This is a genomic window from Streptomyces dryopteridis, assembly GCF_049606955.1.
Taxonomy (GTDB): domain Bacteria; phylum Actinomycetota; class Actinomycetes; order Streptomycetales; family Streptomycetaceae; genus Streptomyces.
This window is the reverse complement of sequence record NZ_CP187113.1, coordinates 4813309-4836063: the sequence shown is the minus strand read 5'-3', so window position 1 is coordinate 4836063 and position 22755 is coordinate 4813309. Positions and strand designations below refer to the sequence as shown.

Genomic DNA, 22755 nt, shown 5'->3' with positions numbered 1-22755 from the left:
CTGGCCGGGAAAGGGGGCCGGGGACATGGCGCGGCCCCGGTCCGCGCGGGGCGGGCCGGGGCCGTGAGGGGCGCTGTGGGGCGGGGTGGGGCTCAGGCGCCGTAGACGGGGTGCGGGGGTTCGGCGGCGGCGAGGAGTTTGCGGGCGGTGTCGCCGGCGTCGGCGGGGGTGCGGCGGGCGCCGGTGTCGTCGGTGGGTCCGGGGCGCCAGCCCTCCATGACGGTGATCCGGCCGCCCTCGACCTCGAAGACGCGGCCGGTGACCCCGTCGGAGGCGGTGGAGCCGAGCCAGACCACGAGGGGGGAGACGTTCTCGGGGGCCATGGCGTCGAAGGCGCCGGCGGTGGGGGCGGCCATGGTGTCGGCGAAGGCGCTCTCGGTCATGCGGGTGCGGGCGGCGGGGGCGATGGCGTTGACCTGGACGCCGTAGCGGCCCATCTCGGCGGCGGCCACGAGGGTCAGGCCGAGGATGCCGGCCTTGGCGGCGCTGTAGTTGCCCTGGCCGACGGAGCCGAGGAGGCCGGCGCCGGAGGAGGTGTTGACCACGCGGGCGGCGACGGGCCGGCCGGCCTTGGCCTCGGCGCGCCACCAGGCGGCGGCGTGTTTGAGGGGGAGGAAGTGGCCGGCGAGGTGGACGCGCATGACGGCGTGCCAGTCGTCCTCGTCGAGGTTGACGAGCATCCGGTCGCGCAGGAATCCGGCGTTGTTGACGAGGGTGTCGATCCGGCCGAAGCGGTCGAGGGCGGCGGTGATCAGGGAGGCGGCGCCGTCGGAGGTGGCGATGTCCCCGCCGTGGGCGAGGGCCTGCCCGCCGGCGGCCTCGATCTCGGCGACGACCTCCTCGGCGGGGGTGGGGCCGGCGCCGGCGGCGCCGTCGAGGGCGACGCCGAGGTCGTTGACGACGACCTTGGCGCCGGCGGCGGCGAAGGCGAGGGCGTGGGCGCGGCCCAGGCCCCGGCCGGCGCCGGTGACGAGGACGACGCGGTCGGCGGCGAGGGAGGTGTCTCGGGCGGTGGTGTTCACGGGGTGGGGTGCTCCTTGTTGACGGTGGCCGCGTCGAGGAAGGCGGGGCGTTCGCCGCCGCCGTGGACGAGGAGGGAGGCGCCGCTGACGTAGCGGGCGTGGTCGCAGGAGAGGAGGACGGCGGTGTCGCCGATGTCGGCGGGTTCGGCGAGTCGGCCGAGGGGGACGGTGGCGCCGACGGCGGCGACGCCGGCCTCGTCGCCGTAGTGGAGGTGGGCGAGTTCGGTGCGGACCATGCCGAGCAGCAGGGTGTTGACGCGGATCTCGGGGGCCCATTCCACGGCGAGGGAGCGGGCCAGGTTGTCGAGTCCGGCCTTGGCGGCGCCGTAGGCGGCGGTGCCCGGTGAGGGGCGGGTGGCGCTGACGCTGCCGATCATCAGGACGGAGCCGCGGGCGGCCTTGAGGTGGCTGTGGGCGGCGAGGGTGATGGTCAGGGGGGCGATCAGGTTGAGGGCGATGACCTTGGCGTGTTGGGCGGGGGTCGCGTCGGCGAGCAGCCGGTAGGGGCCGCCGCCGGCGTTGTTGACGAGGGTGTCGAGGCGGCCGTGGCGGTCGGCGATCCGGTCGACGAGGGCGGTGACGGCGTCCTCGTCGCGCAGGTCGACGGCCTCGAACTCGGCCGTGTGCCCGCCGGCGGTCACGGGGGTGTCCGGGGGGCGGCGGGCGCAGGTCACGACGTGCGCGCCCGCCCGGAGGAACGAGCGGGTGATGCCGGCGCCTACGCCTCGGGTGCCGCCGGTGACGACGACAACCCTCCCGTCGAGCTGCATGGGCTGCTACCTTCCTCACCTAACAAATGTTTGGTGGAAAGGTAGCTGATCCTCCCATGGGTGTCTCCACCTCCGGCCCGGACAAGGGCATCGCGCTCGTCACCGTCGACTTCCCGCCCGTCAACGCCCTGCCCGTCCAGGGGTGGTACGACCTGGCCGACGCGGTCCGCGCCGCCGGCCGCGACCCGGAGATCGCCTGCGTGGTGCTCGCCGCCGAGGGCCGGGGCTTCAACGCGGGCGTCGACATCAAGGAGATGCAGCGCGACAGCGGGCACACGGCCCTGATCGGCGCCAACCGGGGCTGCTACGAGGCGTTCGCCGCCGTCTACGAGTGCGAGGTCCCGGTGGTCGCCGAGGTCGCCGGGTTCTGTCTCGGCGGCGGGATCGGCCTGGTCGGCAACGCGGACGCGATCGTCGCGAGCGAGGACGCCGTCTTCGGCCTGCCCGAACTCGACCGGGGCGCCCTGGGCGCGGCCACCCACCTGTCCCGGCTCGTGCCCCAGCACCTCATGCGCGCCCTGTACTACACCTCGCGCACCGCGACCGCCGCCGAACTACACGCGCACGGTTCGGTGTGGCGGGTGACCCCGCGCGAGGGGCTGCGGGCCGCCGCCCTGGAACTCGCGGGCGAGATCGCCCGCAAGGACCCGTACCTGATCCGGTTGGCGAAGGCGGCCATCAACGGGATCGACCCGGTGGACGTGCGCCGCAGCTACCGCTTCGAGCAGGGCTTCACCTTCGAGGCCAACCTCAGCGGCGTCGCCGACCGGGTCCGCGACACCTTCGGCTCCGGCGCCCGCCCCGCCGCCCCTGCCCCGAACCCCACCACCAGCCCGATCTCAGCGAAGGAGCAGGACGCGTGAGCCGGACCCCCCGCGCCGCCGACGGCGCCCGCGACAAGACCATGACCCCGGAGGAGGTCGTCGGCCGGCTCCGCAGCGGCATGACGATCGGCATCGGCGGCTGGGGCTCGCGCCGCAAGCCGATGGCCCTGGTCCGCGCGATCCTGCGCTCGGACCTCACCGACCTCACCGTGGTCTCCTACGGCGGGCCCGACGTGGGCCTGCTCGCCGCCGCCGGGAAGGTCACCCGGCTGGTGGCCGCGTTCGCGACCCTGGACTCCATCCCGCTGGAGCCGAACTACCGGGCCGCCCGCGAGAACGGCACCCTGGCCCTGACCGAACTCGACGAGGCCATGTTCATGTGGGGGCTGCACGCCGCCGCGAACCGGCTGCCGTTCCTGCCGGTCCGCGCCGGCCTCGGCTCCGACGTGCTCCGCCTCAACCCCGAGCTGCGCACCGTCACCTCCCCGTACGCCGACGGGGAGGAGTTCGTGGCCGTGCCCGCGTTGCGGCTGGACGCGGCCCTGGTGCACCTCAACCGGGCCGACCGGCTCGGCAACGGCCAGTACCTGGGCCCCGACCCCTACTTCGACGACCTGTTCTGCGAGGCCGCCGACGAGGCGTACGTCTCCTGCGAGCGCCTCGTGGAGACCGCCGAGCTCGCCAAGGCCGGTCCCCCGCAGTCCCTGCTGGTGTCCCGGCACAGCGTCACCGGCGTGGTCGAGACCCCGAACGGCGCCCACTTCACCTCGTGCGTCCCCGACCACGACCGCGACGAGGCGTTCCAGAAGCTGTACGCCACGACCCCCTGGCCCGAGTTCTCCGCCCGCTTCCTCGCCGGCGGGACCGAGGCCGACTACCAACGGGCCGTCCGCGCCTGGCAGGAGGAACAACGGTGACCGACACCTCCCTCGAAGCGCCCGTCAGCCGCGCCGAGTACTGCGTGATCGCCTGCGCCGAGGCATGGCGCGACAACGGCGAGGTCCTCGCCAGCCCCATGGGCCTCATCCCCTCCTTCGGGGCCCGCCTGGCCAAGCGCACCTTCTCCCCCGACCTGCTCCTCACCGACGGCGAGGCCGCCCTGGTCTCCCTCGACGGCTCCGTGGAGGGCTGGCTGCCCTACCGCCGGCACCTGACGATGGTCACCGGGGGCCGCCGGCACGTGATGATGGGCGCGAGCCAGATCGACCGCTTCGGCAACCAGAACATCTCCCGCATCGGCACCGGCGAACACCCCGCCCGCCAACTCCTCGGGGTGCGCGGCGCACCCGTCAACACCCTCAACAACCCGGTCAGCTACTGGGTGCCCAGGCACTCGCGGCGGGTGTTCGTGGAGAACGTGGACCTGGTCAGCGGCGTGGGCTACGACCGGGCCGCCGCCGCCGGCCCCTCCGCCACCCGCTTCCACCGACTCCCCCGGGTCGTCTCCGACCTCGGCGTCTTCGACTTCGACACCCCCGACCACCGGATGCGGCTGGTCTCCGCGCACCCCGGCGTGGGCGTGGAACGGATCCGCGAGGCCACCGGCTTCACCCTCGTCGAACCCCCCGAGGTGCCGCTCACCCGCGAACCCACCCCGGAGGAACTCCGGCTGATCCGCGAGGTGATCGACCCGCGCGGGCTGCGCGACCGGGAGGTGCCCACCCCGTGACCGACCCCGCGCGCGACCCCGCCCTCACCACTCCCCCCGCTCCCCCGCCGCCCGAACTGCCCACGGCCCTGACCCGCCTGGTCGGCGTGCGGCACCCGATCGTGCAGACCGGCATGGGCTGGGTCGCCGGCCCCCGCCTGGTCTCGGCCACCGCCGAGGCCGGGGCGCTGGGCGTCCTCGCCTCCGCGACCATGACCCCCGAACACCTGCGGGCCGCGATCCGCGAGGTCAAGTCCCGCACCGGGGCGCCCTTCGGCGTGAACCTGCGCGCCGACGCCTCGGACGCCGCCGAACGCGTCGCGATCATCGTCGAGGAGGGCGTCAAGGTGGCCTCCTTCGCCCTGGCCCCCTCCCAAGAGCTGATCGCCCGCCTCAAGGACGCCGGGGTCGTGGTCATCCCCAGCATCGGGGCCCGCCGGCACGCCGAGAAGGTCGCCGCCTGGGGCGCCGACGCCGTCGTCGTGCAGGGCGGGGAGGGCGGCGGGCACACCGGGGACGTGGCCACCACCGTGCTCCTGCCCCAGGTCGTGGCCGCCGTGGACATCCCCGTGATCGCCGCCGGCGGGTTCTCCGACGGGCACGGGCTGGCCGCCGCCCTCGCCTTCGGGGCCGCCGGGGTCGCCATGGGCACCCGCTTCCTGCTCACCTCCGACTCCACCGTCCCCGAGCCCGTCAAGGCCCGGTACCTGGCGGCGGCCGTCAAGGACGTCACCGTCACCACCGCCGTGGACGGGCTGCCGCACCGGATGCTGCGCTCCGAACTCGTCGCCGCCCTGGAACGCTCCGGCCGACTCGGCGCGCTGACCCGCGCCGTGCGCCACGCGGCCGGGTTCCGCCGGCTGTCCGGGCTGAGCTGGCCCGCCATGGTCCGCGACGGACTCGCCATGAAACACGGCAAGGAACTGACCTGGAGCCAGGTCCTGTTGGCCGCCAACACCCCCATGCTGCTCAAGGCCGCGATGGTCGACGGGCGGACCGACACCGGGGTGATGGCCGCCGGTCAGGTCGCCGGCGTCATCGACGACCTGCCCTCCTGCGCCGAACTCGTCGACCGCGTCATGACCGAGGCGCACGCCACCCTCGACCGCCTCGCCGCCCTGCGCGCCACGGCCCCGGCCGGCGCCGCCTGACCCCACCCACACACCCCACACCACCCGCACGCCCCGCTCCGTGCCCGCGTCCCCGCGCGGGAGGGGCGGGTCGCGTGCGGGGACGGTGGAGAAACGATCCGCCCACGCGTCCGCCCGCGTCCTCCCCCGCCCCCGCGCGCGATCCGCCACAGCCGGCGCGCCCCGCACCCGCCGACCACCCCACGGCAGCCCGAGGACCACCCGTCCGGCCCCCGACCGGAGCCGCGCCGGGCCCTCCCGCGACCGCGCCCGCGTCCGCACACGCTCCACCGCCCTGCCTTCACCAGGGCGATCCCCACTTCTCCGCCCAGGAGCAAGTCATGAGCCGTGCCCGCACGCGTCTCCGCCTGGCCGTCGCCTCCGGCGCCGCCCTCGCGGCCCTCACCGCCGGCGCCCTGCCGGCCACCGCGACCCCCGCCCCCGCCGCCGGGGCCGACGCGACCGCCCGCCACCTCCCGTGGCGCCCCCCGTTCCTCCAACCGACCGCGATCCGCCAGATCCCCCTCCAGGGCGCCGTCAACGTCCGCGACCTCGGCGGCTACCGCACCTACACCGGCGGCACCGTCCGCCCGGGCCTGGTCTACCGGGCCGACTCCCTCAGCAAGCTCACCGACGCCGACCTCACCACCGTCGCGGGCCTGAAACTCACCAAGGTCGTCGACTTCCGGGTCCCGCTGGAGCTCCAGTACGACGGCGCCGACCGGCTCCCCGTCGGCCTCACCGCCACCTCCCGCTCGGTGGACGACAAGGGCCTGTACGGCACGATCACCGGCACCATCGCCACCCGCGACCCGGTCCGCCAGGAGGCCGTGTTCGGCGGCGGCCGGGGCGCGGCCCTGATGGGCACCATCTACGAGGGCTTCGTCGACAACCCCGCCAACCGGGCGCAGTTCGCGGCCACCCTCCGCGAGATCGCCGACGGCAAACAGGGCCCCCTGCTGTACCACTGCACCTCGGGCAAGGACCGGACGGGCTGGCTGAGCTACGTGCTGCTGCGGGCCCTGGCCGTGCCCGAGTCGGCCGCGCGCCAGGACTTCCTGGCCTCCAACACCTTCCGGGCCGCGGCCGACGCGCGCCTGCGGGAGGGCCTGCGGCAGTCCGGGATGATGCAGAACCCGGACCTGCTGATCCCGATCCAGGAGGTCCGCCCCGAGTACCTGGACGCGGCGAACGCCCGGGTCGAGGCCGCGTACGGGGACTTCGGCGGCTACCTGACCAAGGGCCTGGGCCTGGACGTGCGCACCCTGGCCAAACTCCAGGACAAACTCGTCCGCTGACCCACCCACCCCACCCCACCCCCGCCGCCCCCACCCCCGTGGGGGCGGCGGCACGTGTCACCCCGGCCGGCCGCACGTGACGACGCCCCCGGGCCCTTGCGGGTCCGGGGGCGTCGGCGTGGGGTCGGGGGCCGTCAGGCCTGGGTGCCGCCCTGGGTGCGGGGGCGGCGGCGGGGGCGACGGGCCGCGCCCTCGCGGGGGGCCGCGTCCTGACGGGGTTCGGCGCGCCGGGCGCCGCCGCCGGCGGCGGACTCGGCGGCCGGACGGCGGGTACGCCCGCCCTGGCCGCGCTGCCCCTGACCGTCCTGGCTCCGGCCGCCTTGGCCGCCCTGGCCGCGCTCGCTCTGGCCGCGCTGGGTCTGGGTGCGCTCGCCCTGGCGGGACTGGCCGGTCTCGCCGCCGCCCTGGCCGGTGCCGCGCCGGCGCCGGCCGCGTGCGCTGCCGGCGCCCTCGGCGCCCGCCGGACGCTTCTTCGGCTGCGCCTGGGGCTGGCGGGGCTCGGGCAGGGTCACGGGGGTGCCGGAGGGGACGCGGGCGCCGGTCAGCTCGGCGAGCTCGGCGGAGGCCGGGCCGACCGAGGCCACGCCGGGGCTGATGCCCGCGTGCCGCATGAGGCGGTCCATCTCGCGCCGCTCCTCGGGGAGCACGAGGGTGACCACGCGGCCGGACTCGCCGGCGCGGGCGGTGCGTCCGCCGCGGTGCAGGTAGTCCTTGTGGTCCATGGGCGGGTCCACGTTGACGACGAGGTCGAGGTCGTCGATGTGGATGCCGCGGGCGGCGACGTTGGTGGCGATGAGCGCGGTGACCTCGCCGGTGCGGAACCAGTCGAGGGTGCGGTTGCGCTGCGGCTGGGAGCGGCCGCCGTGCAGGCCGGATGCCTTGACGCCGTTGGCCAGCAGGCGCTTGACCGTGCGGTCCACGCCGCGCTTGGTGTCCACGAACATGATCACGCGTCCCTCGCGGGCCGCTATCCGCAGCGTGACGTCCTTCTTCGCCTCGGCGTCGGTCACGTGCAGCAGGTGGTGCTCCATGGTGACGACGGCGCCGGCGGACGGGTCCACGGAGTGGGTGATCGGGTCGTCGAGGTAGCCGCGCACGAGGCCGTCGATGTTGCGGTCGAGGGTGGCGGAGAACAGCAGCCGCTGGCCGCCGGCGCGGACCTGCTTGAGCAGGCGCGTGACCTGCGGCAGGAAGCCCATGTCGCACATCTGGTCGGCCTCGTCGAGGACGGTGATGTCCACGTCGGCCAGGGTCACGTCGCCGCGGTCGATGAGGTCGGCGAGCCGGCCCGGGGTGGCCACGAGGATCTCGGCGCCGCGTCGCAGGTCGCCGGCCTGCCGGTTCAGGGACATGCCGCCGACGACGGTCGCGATCCGCAGGCGGACCGCCTTGGCGTAGGGGGCGAGGGCGTCGGTGACCTGCTGGGCCAGTTCGCGGGTCGGGACGAGCACGAGGGCCAGCGGGGCCTTGGGCTCGGCGCGGCGGCCGGCGGTGCGGCCGATCAGGGCGAGGCCGAAGGCGAGGGTCTTGCCGGAGCCGGTGCGGCCGCGGCCGAGGAGGTCGCGGCCGGCGAGCGCGTTCGGGAGGGTCGCGGCCTGGATCGGGAACGGGGTGGTGACGCCCTGTTCCGCGAGGGTCTTGAGCAGCGCCTCGGGCATGTCGAGGTCCTCGAAGGCCGCGACGGGCGGAAGCCCGGGGACGACCGTCTCGGGCGGGGTGAACTCCTGGGGGCGGGCGGGGGCGGACTGTCCGCGGCCGCCGCCGGCGGGACCACCGGACTTGGGTCGGCGACCGGCGCGCGGGCGCGCCGGGGCTGCGGAAGAACGGTTGCGGGACATGCGCGACGCCTTATGCCGAAGGGAGTGGACGGGCCCCATCGACGAATCGGCGTCGAGAAAACAACAAAGGCGCCTGCGGAAAGATCGACCGTCAGGCGCGCATGGTGTTCATGGGTACCACTGAACGCGAAGGGAAACGCTAACACACGACCTTCGTCCCGGCCCTGCCGGCCGTCCGGCCCGGGCCGGTCGGTCGACCGACAGAAAGGACCCGGTCGGGGCCCGGGCGGGACTGGCCTCGCGGGGTTCTCGCGGGGGTGCGGGGCCCGTCCCGGCACGGGGTCCGGGGACGGCGTGCCGGGGCGGGGCGCGGGGGTGTCGTCGGTCACGGACGCGGGCCCGGGGGCGGGATCGTCTCGGGCGGCGTGGCGTGCGGCGTGTCGGCGGGGGTCAGAGGCGTTCGACGATGGTGACGTTGGCCTGGCCGCCGCCTTCGCACATGGTCTGGAGGCCGTAGCGTCCGCCGGTGCGCTCCAGCTCGTGCAGGAGGGTGGTCATGAGTTTGACGCCGGTGGCGCCGAGGGGGTGGCCGAGCGCGATGGCGCCGCCGTTGACGTTGACCCGGGCGGGGTCGGCGCCGGTCTCCTTGAGCCAGGCGAGGACCACGGGGGCGAATGCCTCGTTGATCTCGACGAGGTCGATGTCGTCGAGGGACAGGCCGGTGCGCTTGAGGGCGTGGGCGGTGGCCGGTATGGGGGCGGAGAGCATCCGGATGGGGTCCTCGCCGCGTACGGAGAGGTGGTGGACGCGGGCGCGGGGGGTGAGGCCGTGGGTGCGGACGGCGGCCTCGCTCGCGATGAGCATGGCGGCGGCGCCGTCGGAGACCTGGGAGGAGACGGCGGCGGTGATGGTGCCGCCGGGGACGACGGGCTTCAGGCCGGCCATCTTCTCCAGGGTGGTGTCGCGGCGGGGGCCCTCGTCGTGGCGGAGGTCTCCGTAGGGGACGATCTCGCGGTCGAAGCGGCCCTCGTCGATGGCGGTGATCGCGCGCTGGTGGGAGCGGAGGGCGAATTCCTCCATGTCGCGGCGGCTGATGTCCCATTTCTCGGCGATGAGCTGGGCGCCGTGGAACTGGTTGACGGGGGCGTCGCCGTAGCGGGCGCGCCAGCCGGCGGAGCCGAGGTAGGGGCCTTCTGTGAGGCCGAGGGGTTCGGCGGCCTGGCGGGAGGCGAAGGCGATGGGGATCATCGACATGTTCTGGGTGCCGCCGGCGACCACGAGGTCCTGGGTGCCGGACAGGACGCCCTGGGCGGCGAAGTGGATCGCCTGCTGGCTGGAGCCGCACTGGCGGTCGACGGTGACGCCGGGGACCTCCTCGGGCAGGCCGGCGGCGAGCCAGGCGGTGCGGGCGATGTCGCCGGCCTGCGGGCCGACGGTGTCGAGGCAGCCGAAGACCACGTCCTCGACGGCGGCCGGGTCGATGCCGGTGCGGGCCACGAGGGCGGCCAGGACGTGGGCGCCGAGGTCGGCGGGGTGGACGGCCGTCAGGCCCCCGTTCCTGCGTCCGACGGGGGTGCGGACGGCGTCGACGATGTATGCCTCGGGCATGGCTGCGGCTCCTCGAAGGGTGGGGTCAGGCGGGGTGTCCGGTGCGCAGGGCGATGCCGTCCAGGACCATGGAGAGGTACTGGCGGGCGATCTCCTCGGGGCGGTGCTGTCCGCCGGGTCGGTACCAGGAGGCGGCGACCCAGACGGTGTCGCGGACGAAGCGGTAGGTGAGGCGGATGTCGAGGTCGGAGCGGAAGACTCCGGCGGCGACCCCGCGTTCCAGGGTGCCGAGCCAGGCTTCCTCGAATTTGACCTGCGAGTCGGAGAGGTAGTGGAAGCGGGCCTGGGCGGCGAGGGTGCGGGCTTCCTTCTGGTAGATGGCGACGGCGGCGCGGTGCCGGTCGATCTCGCGGAAGGATTCGGTGACCAGGGCCTCGATGGTCTCGCGGGGGCCCAGGCCGGCGGCGAGGACGGTGTCGTAGCCGTCCCAGAGTTCGGTGAGGAAGGACGAGAGGATCTCGTCGAGCATCGACTCCTTGGAGTCGAAGTGGTAGTAGAGGCTGCCGGCGAGCATGCCGGCGGCGTCGGCGATCTTGCGGACGGTGGTGGCGTTGTAGCCCTGGGCGGCGAAGACCTCGGCGGCGGTGTCGAGGAGTTCGCGGCGGCGTTCGGGGGCGGCGGTCACGGGCTGGGGGCCTTTGCCGCGGGCCCGGCCGCTCTTGCTGGTGTTCTCGGTGTTCGTCGGCACCCGCCCATTGTCGTCGCCCGTTCCGCTCAGGCCCGCTGGCTGCTGACGGAGACGGTCTCGCCGGTCATGTAGGAGGAGTAGTCGGCGGCGAGGAAGACGATGACGTTGGCGATCTCCCAGGGTTCGGCGTAGCGGCCGAAGGCTTCGCGGGAGGTGAGTTCGTCGAGGAGTTCGGCGCTGGTGACCTTGGCGAGGTGGGGGTGCATGGCGAGGCTGGGGGCGACGGCGTTGATCCGGACGCCGAGCTCGGCGGCTTCGAGGGCGGCGCAGCGGGTGAGGGCCATGACCCCGGCCTTGGCGGCGGCGTAGTGGGCCTGCCCGGTCTGGGCGCGCCAGCCGATCACGGAGGCGTTGTTGACGATGACGCCGGGCCGGCCGCTGTCGCGGAAGGCGCGCAGGGCGGCGCGGGTGCAGCGGAAGGTGCCGTTGAGGGTGACGTCGAGGACCTTGGACCACTGCTCGTCGGTCATGTCGACGAGGGCGGCGGTGCCGCCGAGGCCGGCGTTGTTGACGACGAGGTCGAGGCCGCCGTGGAGTTCGGCGGCGCGGGCGAAGAGGGCGCGGACCTGGTCCTCGTCGGTGACGTCGCAGGGTTGGGAGGCGATGTGGTCGGCGCCGAATTCGGCGGCGAGGGCGGCCTCGGTCTCCTTCAGGCGGCGGTGGTGGGTGTCGCCGATGAGGACGCGGGCGCCCTCTTCGAGGAAGCGGCGGGCGGTGGCGCCGCCGATGCCGGCGCCGGCGGCGGCGGTGATCACGGCGGTACGGCCGCGCAGCAGCCCGTGGGCGGGGACGTAGGGGGGCGGCGGGGGGCGGCGTCGGGCGCTGTCGCCGGCGTCCTGGGGGCGGCGCTCGGGGGTGGTCATGCCCGTGCCTCCTTCGGCAGGCCGAGGACCCGCTCGGCGATGAGGTTGCGTTGGATCTCGTCGGAGCCGGCGTAGATGGTGTCGGCGCGGGAGAAGAGGAAGAGCCGTTGGGCGTCGTCGAGGTCGTAGGGGGCCTCGTCGGGGGCGGGGCCGGGGCCGCCGGGGTGGGCGCGCACGTCGGCGAGGCTCGCGGCGGGGCGGTCGCCGGGGGCGAGGAGGCCGGCGGGGCCGGCGATGCTCATGGCGAGTTCGCCGAGGTCGCGGTGCCAGCGGGACCAGTGGAGTTTGGCGGCGGAGGGGTGGGCGTCGGGGCGCAGGGCGCCGGCGCGCATGGCTTCGAGGTCGATCCAGGCGGTGGTGAGGCGGTCGCGGACGGCGGGGTCGGCGAGGGCGCCGTTGGCGCGGGCGGTCTCGACGAGGGCCTGCCATTCGCGGCGGAAGCCGACCTGTTGGCCGAGGGTGGAGACGCCGCGTTCGTACCCGAGGGTGGCCAGGGCGATCCGCCAGCCGTCGCCGGGGGCGCCGACCACGTGGGCGGCGTCGGCGTGGGCGCCGTCGAGGAAGACCTCGTTGAACTCGCCGCCGCCGGTGAGCTGCACGATGGGGCGGACCTCGACGCCGGGCTGGTCCATGGGGACCAGGAGGTAGGACAGGCCGCGGTGGCGGGGGGCGTCGGGGCCGAGGGGTTCGGTGCGGGCGAGGACGAAGCACCAGTCGGCCACGTGGGCCAGTGAGGTCCAGGTCTTCTGCCCGTGCAGCACCCATTGGCCGGTGTCGGGGTCGAGGGCGGCGCGGGTGCGGACGGCGGCGAGGTCGGAGCCGGCCTCGGGTTCGCTGTAGCCCTGGCACCAGAGTTCGGTGACGGCGCGGATCGGTTCCAGGAAGCGGGCGCGCTGCTCGGGGGTGCCGTGGTCGATGAGGGTGGGGCCCAGGAGCTGTTCGCCGATGTGGTTGACGCGGGCGGGGGCGTCGGCGAGGGCGTACTCCTCGTGGAAGGCGATCTGCTGCTCGATGGTGGCGCCGCGTCCGCCGTGTTCGACGGGCCAGCCGACGCAGGTCCAGCGGTGCGCGGCCATGTGCCGTTCCCAGGCGAGGCGTTCGGGGAAGCACTCGTGTTCCCGGCCGGGACCGCCGCGGCCCTTGAGGGCGGCCCATTCGCCGACCAGGTGGGTCCGCAGCCAGTCGCGGACCTCGGTGCGGAACTCCTCGACGCTGCTCATGGCCGTACGTTAACCTACCAAACACTTGTTAGGGAAGGATGTTCCGCATGTCCCCTGCCCCCTCCCCCGCCGACCTCGACCCGGCCTCCGCCGAGACGACCTCCGCCGAGACGGCCGAACCGGTGGTCCGCTACGAACGGCGCGGCCCGATCGCGCACGTCGTCATGAACCGGCCGCGCTACCGCAACGCGCAGAACGGCGCGATGACCTACGCCCTGGACGACGCCTTCTACCGGGCCTCCGCCGACCCGGAGGTGAAGGTGGTCGTGCTGAGCGGCGCGGGCCCGCACTTCTCGGCCGGGCACGACATCGGGACCCCCGGGCGCGATGCCCACCTCCCCTTCGACCGGCGCGCCGGCCTGTGGTGGGACCACAGCGACCGGCCGGGCGCGGAGGCCCGGTTCGCGCGCGAGTCGGAGGTGTACCTGGGGATGTGCCGGCGGTGGCGGGAGCTGCCCAAGCCGGTGATCGCCTCGGTGCGCGGGGCCTGCGTGGCGGGCGGGCTGATGCTGGCGTGGGTGTGCGATCTGATCGTGGCCTCGGAGGGGGCGTTCTTCGCGGATCCGGTGCTGCGGATGGGGATCCCGGGGGTGGAGTACTTCGCGCACCCGTGGGTGATGCCGCCGCGGATCGCGAAGGAGTTCCTGTACACCGGGGACCGCATGTCGGCGGCGCGGGCGGAGGCCGTGGGCATGGTCAACCGGGTGGTGCCGGAGGCGGACCTGGACGCGGAGACCGAACGCCTGGCCCTGCGGATCGCCGAGATGCCGGCCTTCGGGCTGGCGTTGACGAAACGGGCCGTGAACCAGGCCGAGGACCTCCAGGGGCTGCACACGGGCATGGACTCGGTGTTCGGCCTGCACCACCTGGCGCACGCGCACAACGCGGAGACCGCCGCCGACTCCCTCGCCGGGGTGGACGTGGCGGCGATGAAGGCGCGCGCCGAGCGGCCGGGCGAGGGGCCCGACGCCGGCGCCGAGACCCGGGAGGCGGGTGCCCGATGGAGTTGACCCACACGGCGGCGGTCGAGGAGTTCCGGGCCGAGGCCCGGGCCTGGCTGCGCGCGCACGTGCCGTCCCGTCCGCTGCCCTCCCTGGAGACCGCCGAGGGCTTCGCCGCGCACCGCGCGTGGGAGGCGGAGTTGGCGGCGGGCCGCTGGTCGGCGGTGTCCTGGCCGGCGGAGTTCGGCGGGCGCGGGGTGGACCTGGAGCACTGGCTGGTGTTCGAGGAGGAGTACTGGGCGGCCGGGGCGCCGGGCCGGGTCTCGCAGAACGGCGTGAACCTGCTCGCGCCGACCCTGTTCGAGCACGGCACGGCCGAGCAGCGGGCCCGGATCCTGCCGGCGATGGCGAGCGGGGAGACGATCTGGGCGCAGGCGTGGTCGGAGCCGAACGCGGGCTCGGACCTGGCCTCGCTGACCTCGCGGGCGGAGCGCGTCGAGCGCGGGTGGTCGCTGTCGGGGCAGAAGACCTGGTCCTCGCGGGCGGCGTTCGCGGACCGCGCGTTCGGGATCTTCCGCACGGACCCGGCGGCGGACCGGCCGCACCGGGGGCTGACGTACCTGATGTTCGACCTGCGGGCGCCGGGGGTGACGGTGCGGCCGATCGGCCGGCTGGACGGCAAGCCGGCGTTCGCGGAGCTGTTCCTGGACGGGGTGTTCGTGCCGGACGCGGACGTGATCGGGGAGGTGGGGCAGGGCTGGCGGATCGCGATGTCCACCACCGGCAACGAGCGCGGCCTGACCCTGCGGGCCCCGGGCCGGTTCCTGGCGGCGGCCGACCGGCTGGCGGCCCTGTGGGCGGAGCGGGGCGACCCGGCGGACACCGCGACCCGGGACCGGGTCGCGGACGCGCTGGTCGGGGCCCGCGCGTACGCCCTGTTCACGTGGGGGAACGCGGCGCGGTTCGCGGCCGGGGAGACCATCGGCGCCGAGTCCAGCCTGAACAAGCTGTTCTGGAGCGAGTTCGACATCTCCCTGCACGAGACGGCCCTGGACCTGCTGGGGCCGGACGCGGAACGCGCGGACGGCGAATGGGCCGAGCCGTGGGTGTTCTCCCTGGCCGGGCCGATCTACGCGGGCACCAACGAGATCCAGCGGGACATCGTCGCCGAGCGGCTGCTCGGCCTTCCGAAGGGCCGGCGCTGATGCGTTTTCTGTTGACGGAGGAGCAGCGGGACTTCGGCCGCAGCGTGGCCGCGCGGCTGGCGGCGGCGGAGGTCCCGGCGGTGGCCCGGGCCTGGGCGGCCGGGGACCCGGGGCCGGGGCGGGCGGTGTGGCGGGGCCTCGCGGAGACCGGACTGTTCGCGCTGGCCGCGCCGGAGGAGGGCGCGGCCGGGGACGCAGGCGGGCTCGGCTCCCTCGCCGTGGTCGCGGCGGTGGGCTTCGTGGAGGTGGGCCGGGCCGGGGCGCCGGGCCCCCTGGTGGAGACGGCGGCGACCGCGGCGCTGCTGTCGGCGCTGGGCGAGGACCGGACGACCAAGCGCTTCCTGCCCGGCCTGCTGTCCGGGGACACCACCGCCACCCTGCGCCTGCCGGGCTCCGGCCCCTACGCGGTGGACGCCGACCGGGTGGACCACGTGTTCACCGTCACCCCCGCCGGGGAGCTCCGCGTGCTGGCGGGCGGGCCCGACACCCCGACCGTCCCCTCCCTGGACCCCTCCCGCCGGCTCGGCCTGCCCGCCGGGGACACCGCCGGGGAGCTCCTGGCGAGCGGGGAACGGGTGCTCGCGGCGGCCCGCGCGGCCGAGTCCTGGGCGCGACTGCTCACCGCGGCGCAGGTGCTGGGGGTGGGCGGGGCCCTGTTGACGCGGACGGTGCAATACGCGGGGCAGCGCGCCCAGTTCGGGGTGCCGATCGGCTCGTTCCAGGCGGTCAAGCACCGGCTGGCGGACACCCTGCTGGGCCTGGAGTTCGCCCGTCCGCTGCTGTGGGCGGCGGCGGCGACCCTCGAAGGGCCCGGCCCGGAGGGCGCGGCGGTGGGTCCGGTGGCGGCGGCGAAGCTGGCGGCCGGGGAGGCGGCGTACGCGGCGGCGGGCACGGCGCTGCGGGTGCACGGCGCGGTGGGCTACACCGAGGAGCTGGACCTCTCGCTGTGGCTGCGCCGGGCCCGCCCCCTGCGCGACGCGTGGGGCACCCCGGCCCGTTGCCGGGAACTGGTGGTGACCCACGGCGCCGGCTGACACGACGAACAGCGCTCAGGGGCGGCCTCAAGGCCGGGCGACGAACAAACTGGTCACGTACCGTTCCTCCACCACCCCCTCGGGGAACAGGGCGGCCAACCGGTCCCGTTCACGGGCCAGGAACTCGTGGGTGCCGGCCGCGCCGAGCAGCAGGAACGCGGAGTGGCTGGCGTGATTGGCGAGGTGCGCGTCGAGGGTCAACCGGCGCGACCACGTGACCCGCCGGGCGACGAACGGCGGATCGACGGGCACGTCGCGCAGGGACACCCCGATCGCGTCGAAGAACCCGCGGATCCGCCGGTCCTGCGCGGCGAGCCAGTCCGTGTCGGTGTCCCAGTCGTTCCACCACAGGGCGAGGGCCCCGCCGGGCCGCAACACCCGACGGGCCTCGGGCACGGATCGGGCCGGATCGGTCCAGTGGAAAGCCTGGGCGTAGGTGACGAGGTCGACGCTGCGGTCGGCGAGCGGCAGGTGCTCGCCGACGCCCCGCACGACGGGCAGGTGCGGCAGGTCCCGGCGGAACTGCTCGGCCATGCCGTCACCGGGTTCCACGGCGAGGACCCGCGCGCCGCGCTCGTACAACAGGGCGGTGGCCAGCCCGGTGCCCGCGCCCACGTCGACGGCGAGGCTGTCGGCGAGCGGCCGACCGGCGAGCTCCTCGACGGCGTCGAGGAGGGCGGGCGGGTAGGACGGCCGGTGGGCGGCGTAGAGCGCGGCGGCGGCGTCGAAGGACCGGGCGCGGGCGCGGCCGGAGGCGTCGATGGTCATGGGGGCATGGTCGCGCGGGATCGGGACGCCGGCCGGCCGCTTCGCGGAACCGACGACGTCACGAAGCCCGGGGGTCAGGTGCGGGTGGGGGTGAAGGTGTGCACGAGCTCGATCGACCCCCGAATATGGGCGTTGAACTCGTCCAACTCCTCCGCCGGCACCCACAGTTCGAGAATGCCGGCACCACCGACCTGCCGCACGGGGTACCGGGCGAGAAACGCGGTGTCGACCTCGAACCGGGTCACGTGCCCGATCCCGCTGTGCGGCACGTTCCAGTCGCGGGCGATGCGGATCGCGTAGTCCTCGTTCAACACGGGATAGAAAATCGGCTGCTCAGCCAACCGAGGCGGCCAGGCCGCCCACCCGGAAGCCCGCACCAACTCAAGCTCCTCGGGCCCGACAGGCCGCCACAACGTGGTGGTGACAGCGGGCACAACGACGTCGACAACAGCCCCACTCATCCCAACACCCTAACCACCCCACCCCCCACGCCGCCCCCGATTTCCGCCGCCGCCCGCAACGACACCGCCTCCCCCCTTGGCCCAGGCGAGCCATCCCCGCGTGCGCAGGGAGCAGGCTTCGATCGGGCTGAGCCCTTCCCGTTGTCCGGGCCCATCCCCGCGTGCGCGGGGAGCAGACCTCGCCAAGCGCGACGTCCGTGACCCCGGCGGGTCCATCCCCGCGTGCGCGGGGAGCAGAGTCTTTTACCTGCGGGTTTGTGGCGGCGGGGTGGGGTTTTGAGCAAGGATTGGGGAATCGGGCGTTTGGGGCATTGCGGGCCTTGGTGGGTGAGGGTGTCGCGGGGTGGGCGCCTGGGAGCATCGTCGCCTATTTGTTGGGCGGGTGGGGCGCGTACCCGGAGATGAGGGCGGGTTGTCTCGCGGGGTGCGGTTGTGTGGGGTTGGGGTGGCCGCCTGCCGGCGGCGGGCAAGTCAAAAGCTTTTCCCAGGGGCGGCGGAGGGGAGCCGGGGCCTGGGGCCGTGGCCGTTCGCCGGTTCGCTCGGGGCGGGAGTTGGTCCACGGCAGGCGTCAGGTCCGGGGGCGGCTGGGGTGGTCTGCTCCATGAACTGCGACCGTGCGCCCCGCCACCCGCCGCACCCACCAGGCGACCCAGGGCGCGTGCGGGCCCGTCGTACCACCCCGAAAACCCCGGCCGCCTGACACCTGGCGGTCTCGCCGGGTCCCGTCCGGTGTGTCGCCACATCTCCCGGCCGTCTGACACTTGGCGGGCCCGGCTGAGGCCGGGCTGGTGTGCCCACACGGGGCAGCCTTCTGACACCTGGCGGGCTCGGCTGCGACTGGCACGGTGTGTCGCCACGTCGAGCGGCCGTCTGGCGCGTGGGCGTCCCGGGCATGGCCGGGCCTGGTGCGCCACCACATGCCCCAGCCGTCTGACGCATGGGCGTCTTGGGCGCGGCCGGGCCTGGTGCGTTTCCACGGGGCGGGCCGCAGGCAGGGGGCGGCCTTCGCCGGGGCCGGTCCTGCCGCCCGGCACGTTTCTTTCCGGATTGGGGGCGGTGCCGGCAGAGCGGTTGGCTTGCGTCGGCGGGGGCGGGGTCAAGGGTGGCGCGCAGCGCCATCGCGCAGCGACGCGACCGAAGGGAGCGCCCTTGAAGCCGTCCCCGACGACGCGAGACGATCGGGCTGACGGGAACGACCCGACACCACACCAGCCACCCACCAAGCCACCCACGGCCCGCACCCGGCCGACGGCGCCCGCCGCAGCAGCTCCACCACCGCACCACGCTCCACCCGCACCCCGCCGTCCGCCGTCCGCCGTCCGCCGTCCGCCAAGCCGCCCTACCACCGGCCCGCCTGCCCGCCTGCCCGTGTCCGTGCTCGTGCCCGCACCCGGGCGCGGCCTCGGGGCCGGTCCGCCCGCCGCCCGGCACGCGACGTCCACCGGTCGTCACCCGGCATCCGCTCGTCCGACACCCCGGCCCCAATGTCCACCGGCCCCACCGCCCGCAGGTCGCAGCTCGCGGGTCGCGGCCCCCCGGCTGACACCTTGGCACCCGTCACCCAGCGCCCACCGGCCGGCACCCCGGCACCCCGGCACCCGTCACCCGGCGCTCACCGTCCGGCACCCGGCACCCGCCTTCGCCGCACGGCGCTCGCGATCCGGCACCCCGCAGCCCGCGCCCGCCGCCTGGCGCGCGACGCTCGCCGTCCCGCATCCCGTGTCCGCCGCACGCCGCCCGCATCTGGCACCCCGGCACCCACCCTCTGCCGCCCGACACTGGGCGCCCGGGGCCCGCCGCTCACCGTCCGGCGCCCCACCCCCGCCGTACGACACCCGCCGCCCCGCACGACGCACGACGTCCCGCACCCGGGACCCACCGCTCACCGTCCGGCGCCCTGTGCCCGCCGCCGCGCACGACATCCCGCACCGTGACCCGCCCGCTCACCGTCCGGCGCCCCGTACGCGCCGCCGCGCTCGCCGTCCCGCACCGGGACCCGCCGCGCTCGCCGTCCCGTACCCGCCACCCCGCCCGCTCACCGTCCGGCGCCCCGCGCACGCCGCCGCACACGACGTCCCGTACCCGCCGCCCCCGCCACACGCCGTCCCGCACCCGCCGCCCCGCCCGCACCCCGTCCGGCGCCCCGCCCGCCCGCACCCCCCTCAGCGGGTCGTCATGCCGCCGTCCACCGGGAATTCGGCGCCCGTGATGTAGGCGGCGGCTTCCGAGCAGAGGAAGAGGACCAGTTCGGCGACCTCCTCCGGGCGGCCGACGCGGCCCAGTGGGAGGTGGGACCAGTCGCGGTGTTCCAGCACGCCCGCGACCATCGGGGTGTCCACCGCTCCCGGGTGTACGGAGTTGACGCGGATGCGGTCCTGGCCGAGGTCGATCGCGGCCGAGCGGGTCAGGCCGCGCAGTCCGAACTTGGTGGAGCCGTAGGCGGCGTGGCCGGCGATGCCGACGAGTCCGGCGGTGGAGGAGATGTTGACGATCGACCCGCCACCGGCCTCCCGCAGGGCCGGGGCCACGGCGCGGATGCCGTGGAAGGGGCCGAGGAGGTTGACTCGCAGCAGGGTCTCGAAGACCTCCGGGTCCTGCTCCTCCACGTGCGCGACCCGCCACAGCGCCGCGTTGTTGACGAGCGCGTGCACCCCGCCGAAGGCTTCGCGGGCCTCGCGCACGACCCGGTCCCAGCCGGCGGGGTCGGTCACGTCGTGGGGGACGAAGCGGGCGGCCTTGCCGAGTTCGGCGGCCACCGCCCGGCCCTCCTCCTCCCGCACGTCGGTGAGGACGACGCGCGCCCCGGCCGCGACGGCCAGTCGGGCCTCGGCGGCGCCCTGGCCGCGGCCGGCGCCCGTCACGATCAGTGTCCTGCCGTCGAGGTCGACCACGTCTCAGCCCTCCAGGGCGCGGAAGTGCGGGATGACGGTCTCGCCCCAGTGGCGGATGGTCTCCATGCACGCCTCTTGGGGGACGGTGCCCATCTGGATGAGGCACATCACCTCGTCGACGCCGATCTCGCGGAGTTGTTCCACGTAGGCGATGGCGTCGGCGGCGCTGCCGTAGGCGTGGGCGGCGTTGTAGGTGCCGGTGTCGACAGGGCGGGCGGGGATGGCGGCCTCGTGGAGCCGGGCGACGAGTTCGTCGCGGCCCTTCTCCAGGGCGGCGACGTGGCTCGCGGCGTCCTCGTCCTCGGACCAGCCGGTGGGTTCGGGCCCGTTGCCGTACCAGTGGGCGATGGACTCGGCGAAGAAGCGCTGGCCGCGGGTGCCCAGGCGCAGGGCGCGTTCGGCGTCGTCGAGGACGATGGTGGGGCACAGGGCGGAGAGGTGGTCGTTGACCTCGGTGGAGACGAGGCGTTCGCCGGTGCGGCCGGCGATGGCCTCGTCGTAGACCTTCCGCATGGCGCGCACGTCGTCGGCGCCGGCGAAGCCCATGACGAGGGCGCCGATGCCGAGTTCGGCGGCGAGCTTGAGGGTGTCGTGCTTGGAGCAGGCCATGAACAGGGGCGGGTGGGGGTCCTGCACGGGGCGGGGCAGGATCGCGCCGGGGCCGATGTCGAGGGTGCCGTGCCACTCGAACTCCTCCTCCCGCCAGGCGGAGGCGAAGATCCGCAGGGCCTCCTCCATCTGCGGGTAGGTGTCCTCGGGCCGCACCCCGAACATGGACATCTCCTGCCGGGTGGCGCCCCGGCCGGCGCCGATGTCGACGCGGCCGCCGGAGAGCACGTCGAGCATGGCGGCGCGTTCGGCGACGCGCACGGGGTGCTGGTAGTTGAACGGCATGGTGACCACGCCGTGTCCGATGCGGATGCGTTCGGTGCGGGCGGCGACCCAGGTGAGGAAGATCTCGGAGGCGCTCATGTGCGCGTACTGGGTGAGGGAGTGGTGTTCGACGGCCCAGATCCGGTCGAAGCCCATCTCCTCGGCGTAGACGGCCTGTTCGACGCAGTCGCGGATGGTCTGGCGTTCCCGTTCGGGGGTGGGGTCCACCAACTGGGCCTCGAAGATCATCGAGAACTTCACGGATGCCTCCAGCTCGGTATTTCGATTAGGAATACTTCTAGCAGTCATATCGCGACGGGGGAAGGGTCGGGCGCGGGGTCGACCCGACGGGCGGCCGTAGACTGCGCTGCGTGACTGACGAGACGAAGAAGCCCGCCCTGCCCGCCACCGGCTGGGCCGTCCTCGGGCTGCTCTCCTTCGGCGAGGAGCTGTCCGGCTACGACCTCAAGAAGTGGTCGGACTGGTCACTGCGGTTCTTCTACTGGAGCCCGTCCTTCAGCCAGATCTACAGCGAGCTCAAGCGCCTGGAGAAGGCCGGTTACGCGGACTCCCGGCTGGTCGCCCAGGAGACCGGGACCCGCGACAAGCGGGTGTACCGGATCACCGAGGAGGGCCTGGACGCCGTGCGCGCATGGGCCCGCGACACCCCCGTGGACCCGCCGGTGCTCAAGCACGGGCCGATGCTGCGCCTGTGGCTGGGGCACCTGCTGGAGCCCGAGCAGATGCGGGACGTGCTCGACCGGCACCGCGAGTTCGCCGAGGGGATGCGCCGACGGGCGGAGGCGGACGTGGCGGGGGCCGAGGTCGAGGCGGCCTGGGCGTACCCGACCCTGACCCTCAAGTGGGCGGAGCGCTACTACCGGGCCGAACGGGACCTGGCGGAGGCCATGGTGGCCGACATCGAGGAGCTCACGGCACGCGGCGGCGGCACGGACACGACGGGACCGAACCGCAGGACCGGCGCCTGAGCCCGACCGGCACCGGACGCCGGCACCACCGGGCGGACCCCGTCAGGCCCCAACGACCACAGCCCCCGACCGCCTCAGGCCCCCGCGGAACCCCGCCGACCCCGCCCCCTCAGGCCGCCGCCAGTCGGCCGTAGGAGCGACGGAAGTACAGCAGCGGGTCGGTCTCGCGGTGGGCGCGCAGGGCCGTGACCCGACCCAGCGCGATCAGGTGGTCCCCGCCCTCGATCACCTCGGCGAGTTCGCACTCGACGGTGGCGAGCGCGCCCGTGAGCAGCGGGGCCCCGTTGCCGGCGGGCGTCCAGTCCACCCCCGCGAACTTGTCCCCGCCGGTGACGGCGAAGCCCCGGCACAGTTCGCGCTGGTCGGCGGCGAGGATGTTGACGGCGAAGGCGCCGGCCGCGCGGATCAGCGGCCAGGTGGACGAGGTGCGGGCCGGACAGAAGCAGACCAGCGGCGGGTCCAGGGAGACCGAGGAGAAGGACTGCACGGCCATGCCGACGGGGCGGCCGTCGTCCGTCGCGCGGGCGGTGACCACGGCGACGCCGGTGGCGAACCCGGCGAGGGCGGCGCGCATGTCCGCGTCGGCGACCGGCGGCGGGGTCGGGGAGTGGGCTGGGGTACGGACCCAATGGCGACCCCGACTCTCGGGGCCGCGACTCGCGGGGCCACGCCCCTCGGGACTCCGGCCCTCGGGACTCCGGCCCTCGGGATTGCGGTTCTGGGGGGTGGTGGTGCTCGGCACGG

At 74.9% G+C, this 22755-nt stretch carries 21 protein-coding genes; 9 read left to right on the top strand and 12 right to left on the bottom strand.

From position 1 onward, the window contains the following. Positions 1-92: 92 nt before the first annotated feature. Both ACN20G_RS20655 and ACN20G_RS20650 read right to left on the bottom strand, forming a co-directional pair. Entirely contained in the window at positions 93-1022 is a 930-nt protein-coding gene (locus tag ACN20G_RS20655; protein WP_424214281.1) for an SDR family oxidoreductase, read from the bottom strand. Then, positions 1019-1792 (bottom strand): SDR family oxidoreductase, encoded by a 774-nt coding sequence (locus ACN20G_RS20650; protein WP_424214280.1) that lies wholly within the window; start codon positions 1790-1792, stop codon positions 1019-1021. Before ACN20G_RS20650 ends, ACN20G_RS20655 begins: the two co-directional genes overlap by 4 nt. Positions 1793-1848: 56 nt before the next feature. Here ACN20G_RS20650 and ACN20G_RS20645 point away from each other — a divergent pair, with 56 nt between their 5' ends. The 5 genes from ACN20G_RS20645 to ACN20G_RS20625 all read left to right on the top strand — a co-directional run bounded on the left by ACN20G_RS20645 (position 1849) and on the right by ACN20G_RS20625 (position 6692). Next, on the top strand, positions 1849-2655 hold the full coding sequence (locus ACN20G_RS20645; protein ID WP_424214279.1) for an enoyl-CoA hydratase family protein: 807 nt from the start codon (positions 1849-1851) through the stop codon (positions 2653-2655). A 41-nt stretch (positions 2656-2696) separates the two neighbouring features. Beyond that, on the top strand, positions 2697-3533 hold the full coding sequence (locus ACN20G_RS20640) for a CoA transferase subunit A (RefSeq protein ID WP_424215611.1): 837 nt from the start codon (positions 2697-2699) through the stop codon (positions 3531-3533). Further along, positions 3530-4285 carry a CoA-transferase subunit beta gene (locus tag ACN20G_RS20635; protein ID WP_424214278.1) on the top strand — a complete coding sequence of 252 codons (756 nt, stop codon included), beginning with the start codon at positions 3530-3532 and terminating at the stop codon, positions 4283-4285. The genes ACN20G_RS20640 and ACN20G_RS20635 overlap by 4 nt, the downstream gene beginning before the upstream one ends. 56 nt (positions 4286-4341) lie before the next feature. After that, complete coding sequence (locus ACN20G_RS20630; protein ID WP_424215610.1) at positions 4342-5415, top strand: NAD(P)H-dependent flavin oxidoreductase; 1074 nt, start codon at positions 4342-4344, stop codon at positions 5413-5415. 320 nt (positions 5416-5735) lie between these two features. Beyond that, the gene (locus tag ACN20G_RS20625) at positions 5736-6692 is read left to right on the top strand and encodes a tyrosine-protein phosphatase (RefSeq protein WP_424214277.1); all 957 of its coding nucleotides are present in this window, start codon (positions 5736-5738) and stop codon (positions 6690-6692) included. Between the two features lie 134 nt (positions 6693-6826). Here ACN20G_RS20625 and ACN20G_RS20620 read toward each other — a convergent pair whose 3' ends face one another. From ACN20G_RS20620 to ACN20G_RS20600, 5 genes are all read right to left on the bottom strand, one after another. Next, complete coding sequence (locus ACN20G_RS20620; protein ID WP_424214276.1) at positions 6827-8530, bottom strand: DEAD/DEAH box helicase; 1704 nt, start codon at positions 8528-8530, stop codon at positions 6827-6829. A 390-nt stretch (positions 8531-8920) separates the two neighbouring features. Next, a complete protein-coding gene (locus tag ACN20G_RS20615; RefSeq protein ID WP_424214275.1) occupies positions 8921-10078 on the bottom strand; it encodes an acetyl-CoA C-acetyltransferase in 1158 nt (385 codons plus the stop codon). A gap of 25 nt (positions 10079-10103) precedes the next feature. After that, positions 10104-10703: a TetR/AcrR family transcriptional regulator gene (locus ACN20G_RS20610; protein ID WP_424215609.1), complete on the bottom strand. Its 600-nt coding sequence runs from the start codon at positions 10701-10703 to the stop codon at positions 10104-10106. Positions 10704-10792: 89 nt separating this feature from the next. Then, entirely contained in the window at positions 10793-11629 is an 837-nt protein-coding gene (locus ACN20G_RS20605; RefSeq protein ID WP_424214274.1) for an SDR family oxidoreductase, read from the bottom strand. Further along, positions 11626-12849: an acyl-CoA dehydrogenase family protein gene (locus ACN20G_RS20600; protein ID WP_424214273.1), complete on the bottom strand. Its 1224-nt coding sequence runs from the start codon at positions 12847-12849 to the stop codon at positions 11626-11628. Before ACN20G_RS20600 ends, ACN20G_RS20605 begins: the two co-directional genes overlap by 4 nt. A 47-nt stretch (positions 12850-12896) precedes the next feature. Between ACN20G_RS20600 and ACN20G_RS20595 the strand changes: the two genes are divergently transcribed. Genes ACN20G_RS20595 through ACN20G_RS20585 form a run of 3 tightly spaced genes read left to right on the top strand, consistent with a single transcriptional unit; the run spans position 12897 to position 16029 of the window. Then, positions 12897-13859, top strand: coding sequence for an enoyl-CoA hydratase (locus tag ACN20G_RS20595; protein ID WP_424214272.1), 963 nt, complete (start codon positions 12897-12899; stop codon positions 13857-13859). Then, positions 13850-14995 carry an acyl-CoA dehydrogenase family protein gene (locus tag ACN20G_RS20590; protein WP_424214271.1) on the top strand — a complete coding sequence of 382 codons (1146 nt, stop codon included), beginning with the start codon at positions 13850-13852 and terminating at the stop codon, positions 14993-14995. The genes ACN20G_RS20595 and ACN20G_RS20590 overlap by 10 nt, the downstream gene beginning before the upstream one ends. Then, a complete protein-coding gene (locus tag ACN20G_RS20585) occupies positions 14995-16029 on the top strand; it encodes an acyl-CoA dehydrogenase family protein (protein ID WP_424214270.1) in 1035 nt (344 codons plus the stop codon). Before ACN20G_RS20590 ends, ACN20G_RS20585 begins: the two co-directional genes overlap by 1 nt. A 27-nt stretch (positions 16030-16056) precedes the next feature. On the opposite strand, the gene ACN20G_RS20580 is transcribed toward ACN20G_RS20585, so the two are convergent. The 4 genes from ACN20G_RS20580 to ACN20G_RS20565 form a co-directional block, all read right to left on the bottom strand. After that, positions 16057-16797: a class I SAM-dependent methyltransferase gene (locus ACN20G_RS20580; protein ID WP_424214269.1), complete on the bottom strand. Its 741-nt coding sequence runs from the start codon at positions 16795-16797 to the stop codon at positions 16057-16059. A gap of 74 nt (positions 16798-16871) precedes the next feature. Then, the gene (locus ACN20G_RS20575; protein WP_424214268.1) at positions 16872-17258 is read right to left on the bottom strand and encodes an ADP-ribosylation/crystallin J1; all 387 of its coding nucleotides are present in this window, start codon (positions 17256-17258) and stop codon (positions 16872-16874) included. 2162 nt (positions 17259-19420) lie between these two features. After that, positions 19421-20149 carry an SDR family NAD(P)-dependent oxidoreductase gene (locus tag ACN20G_RS20570; protein ID WP_424214267.1) on the bottom strand — a complete coding sequence of 243 codons (729 nt, stop codon included), beginning with the start codon at positions 20147-20149 and terminating at the stop codon, positions 19421-19423. A 3-nt stretch (positions 20150-20152) separates the two neighbouring features. Continuing rightward, positions 20153-21283 carry an LLM class flavin-dependent oxidoreductase gene (locus tag ACN20G_RS20565; protein WP_424215608.1) on the bottom strand — a complete coding sequence of 377 codons (1131 nt, stop codon included), beginning with the start codon at positions 21281-21283 and terminating at the stop codon, positions 20153-20155. Between the two features lie 101 nt (positions 21284-21384). Between ACN20G_RS20565 and ACN20G_RS20560 the strand changes: the two genes are divergently transcribed. Then, on the top strand, positions 21385-22011 hold the full coding sequence (locus tag ACN20G_RS20560; protein ID WP_424215607.1) for a PadR family transcriptional regulator: 627 nt from the start codon (positions 21385-21387) through the stop codon (positions 22009-22011). 109 nt (positions 22012-22120) lie between these two features. Here the strand turns inward: ACN20G_RS20560 and ACN20G_RS20555 are convergent, their stop codons facing one another. After that, positions 22121-22585, bottom strand: coding sequence for a flavin reductase family protein (locus ACN20G_RS20555; RefSeq protein WP_424214266.1), 465 nt, complete (start codon positions 22583-22585; stop codon positions 22121-22123). Positions 22586-22755 lie beyond the last annotated feature (170 nt).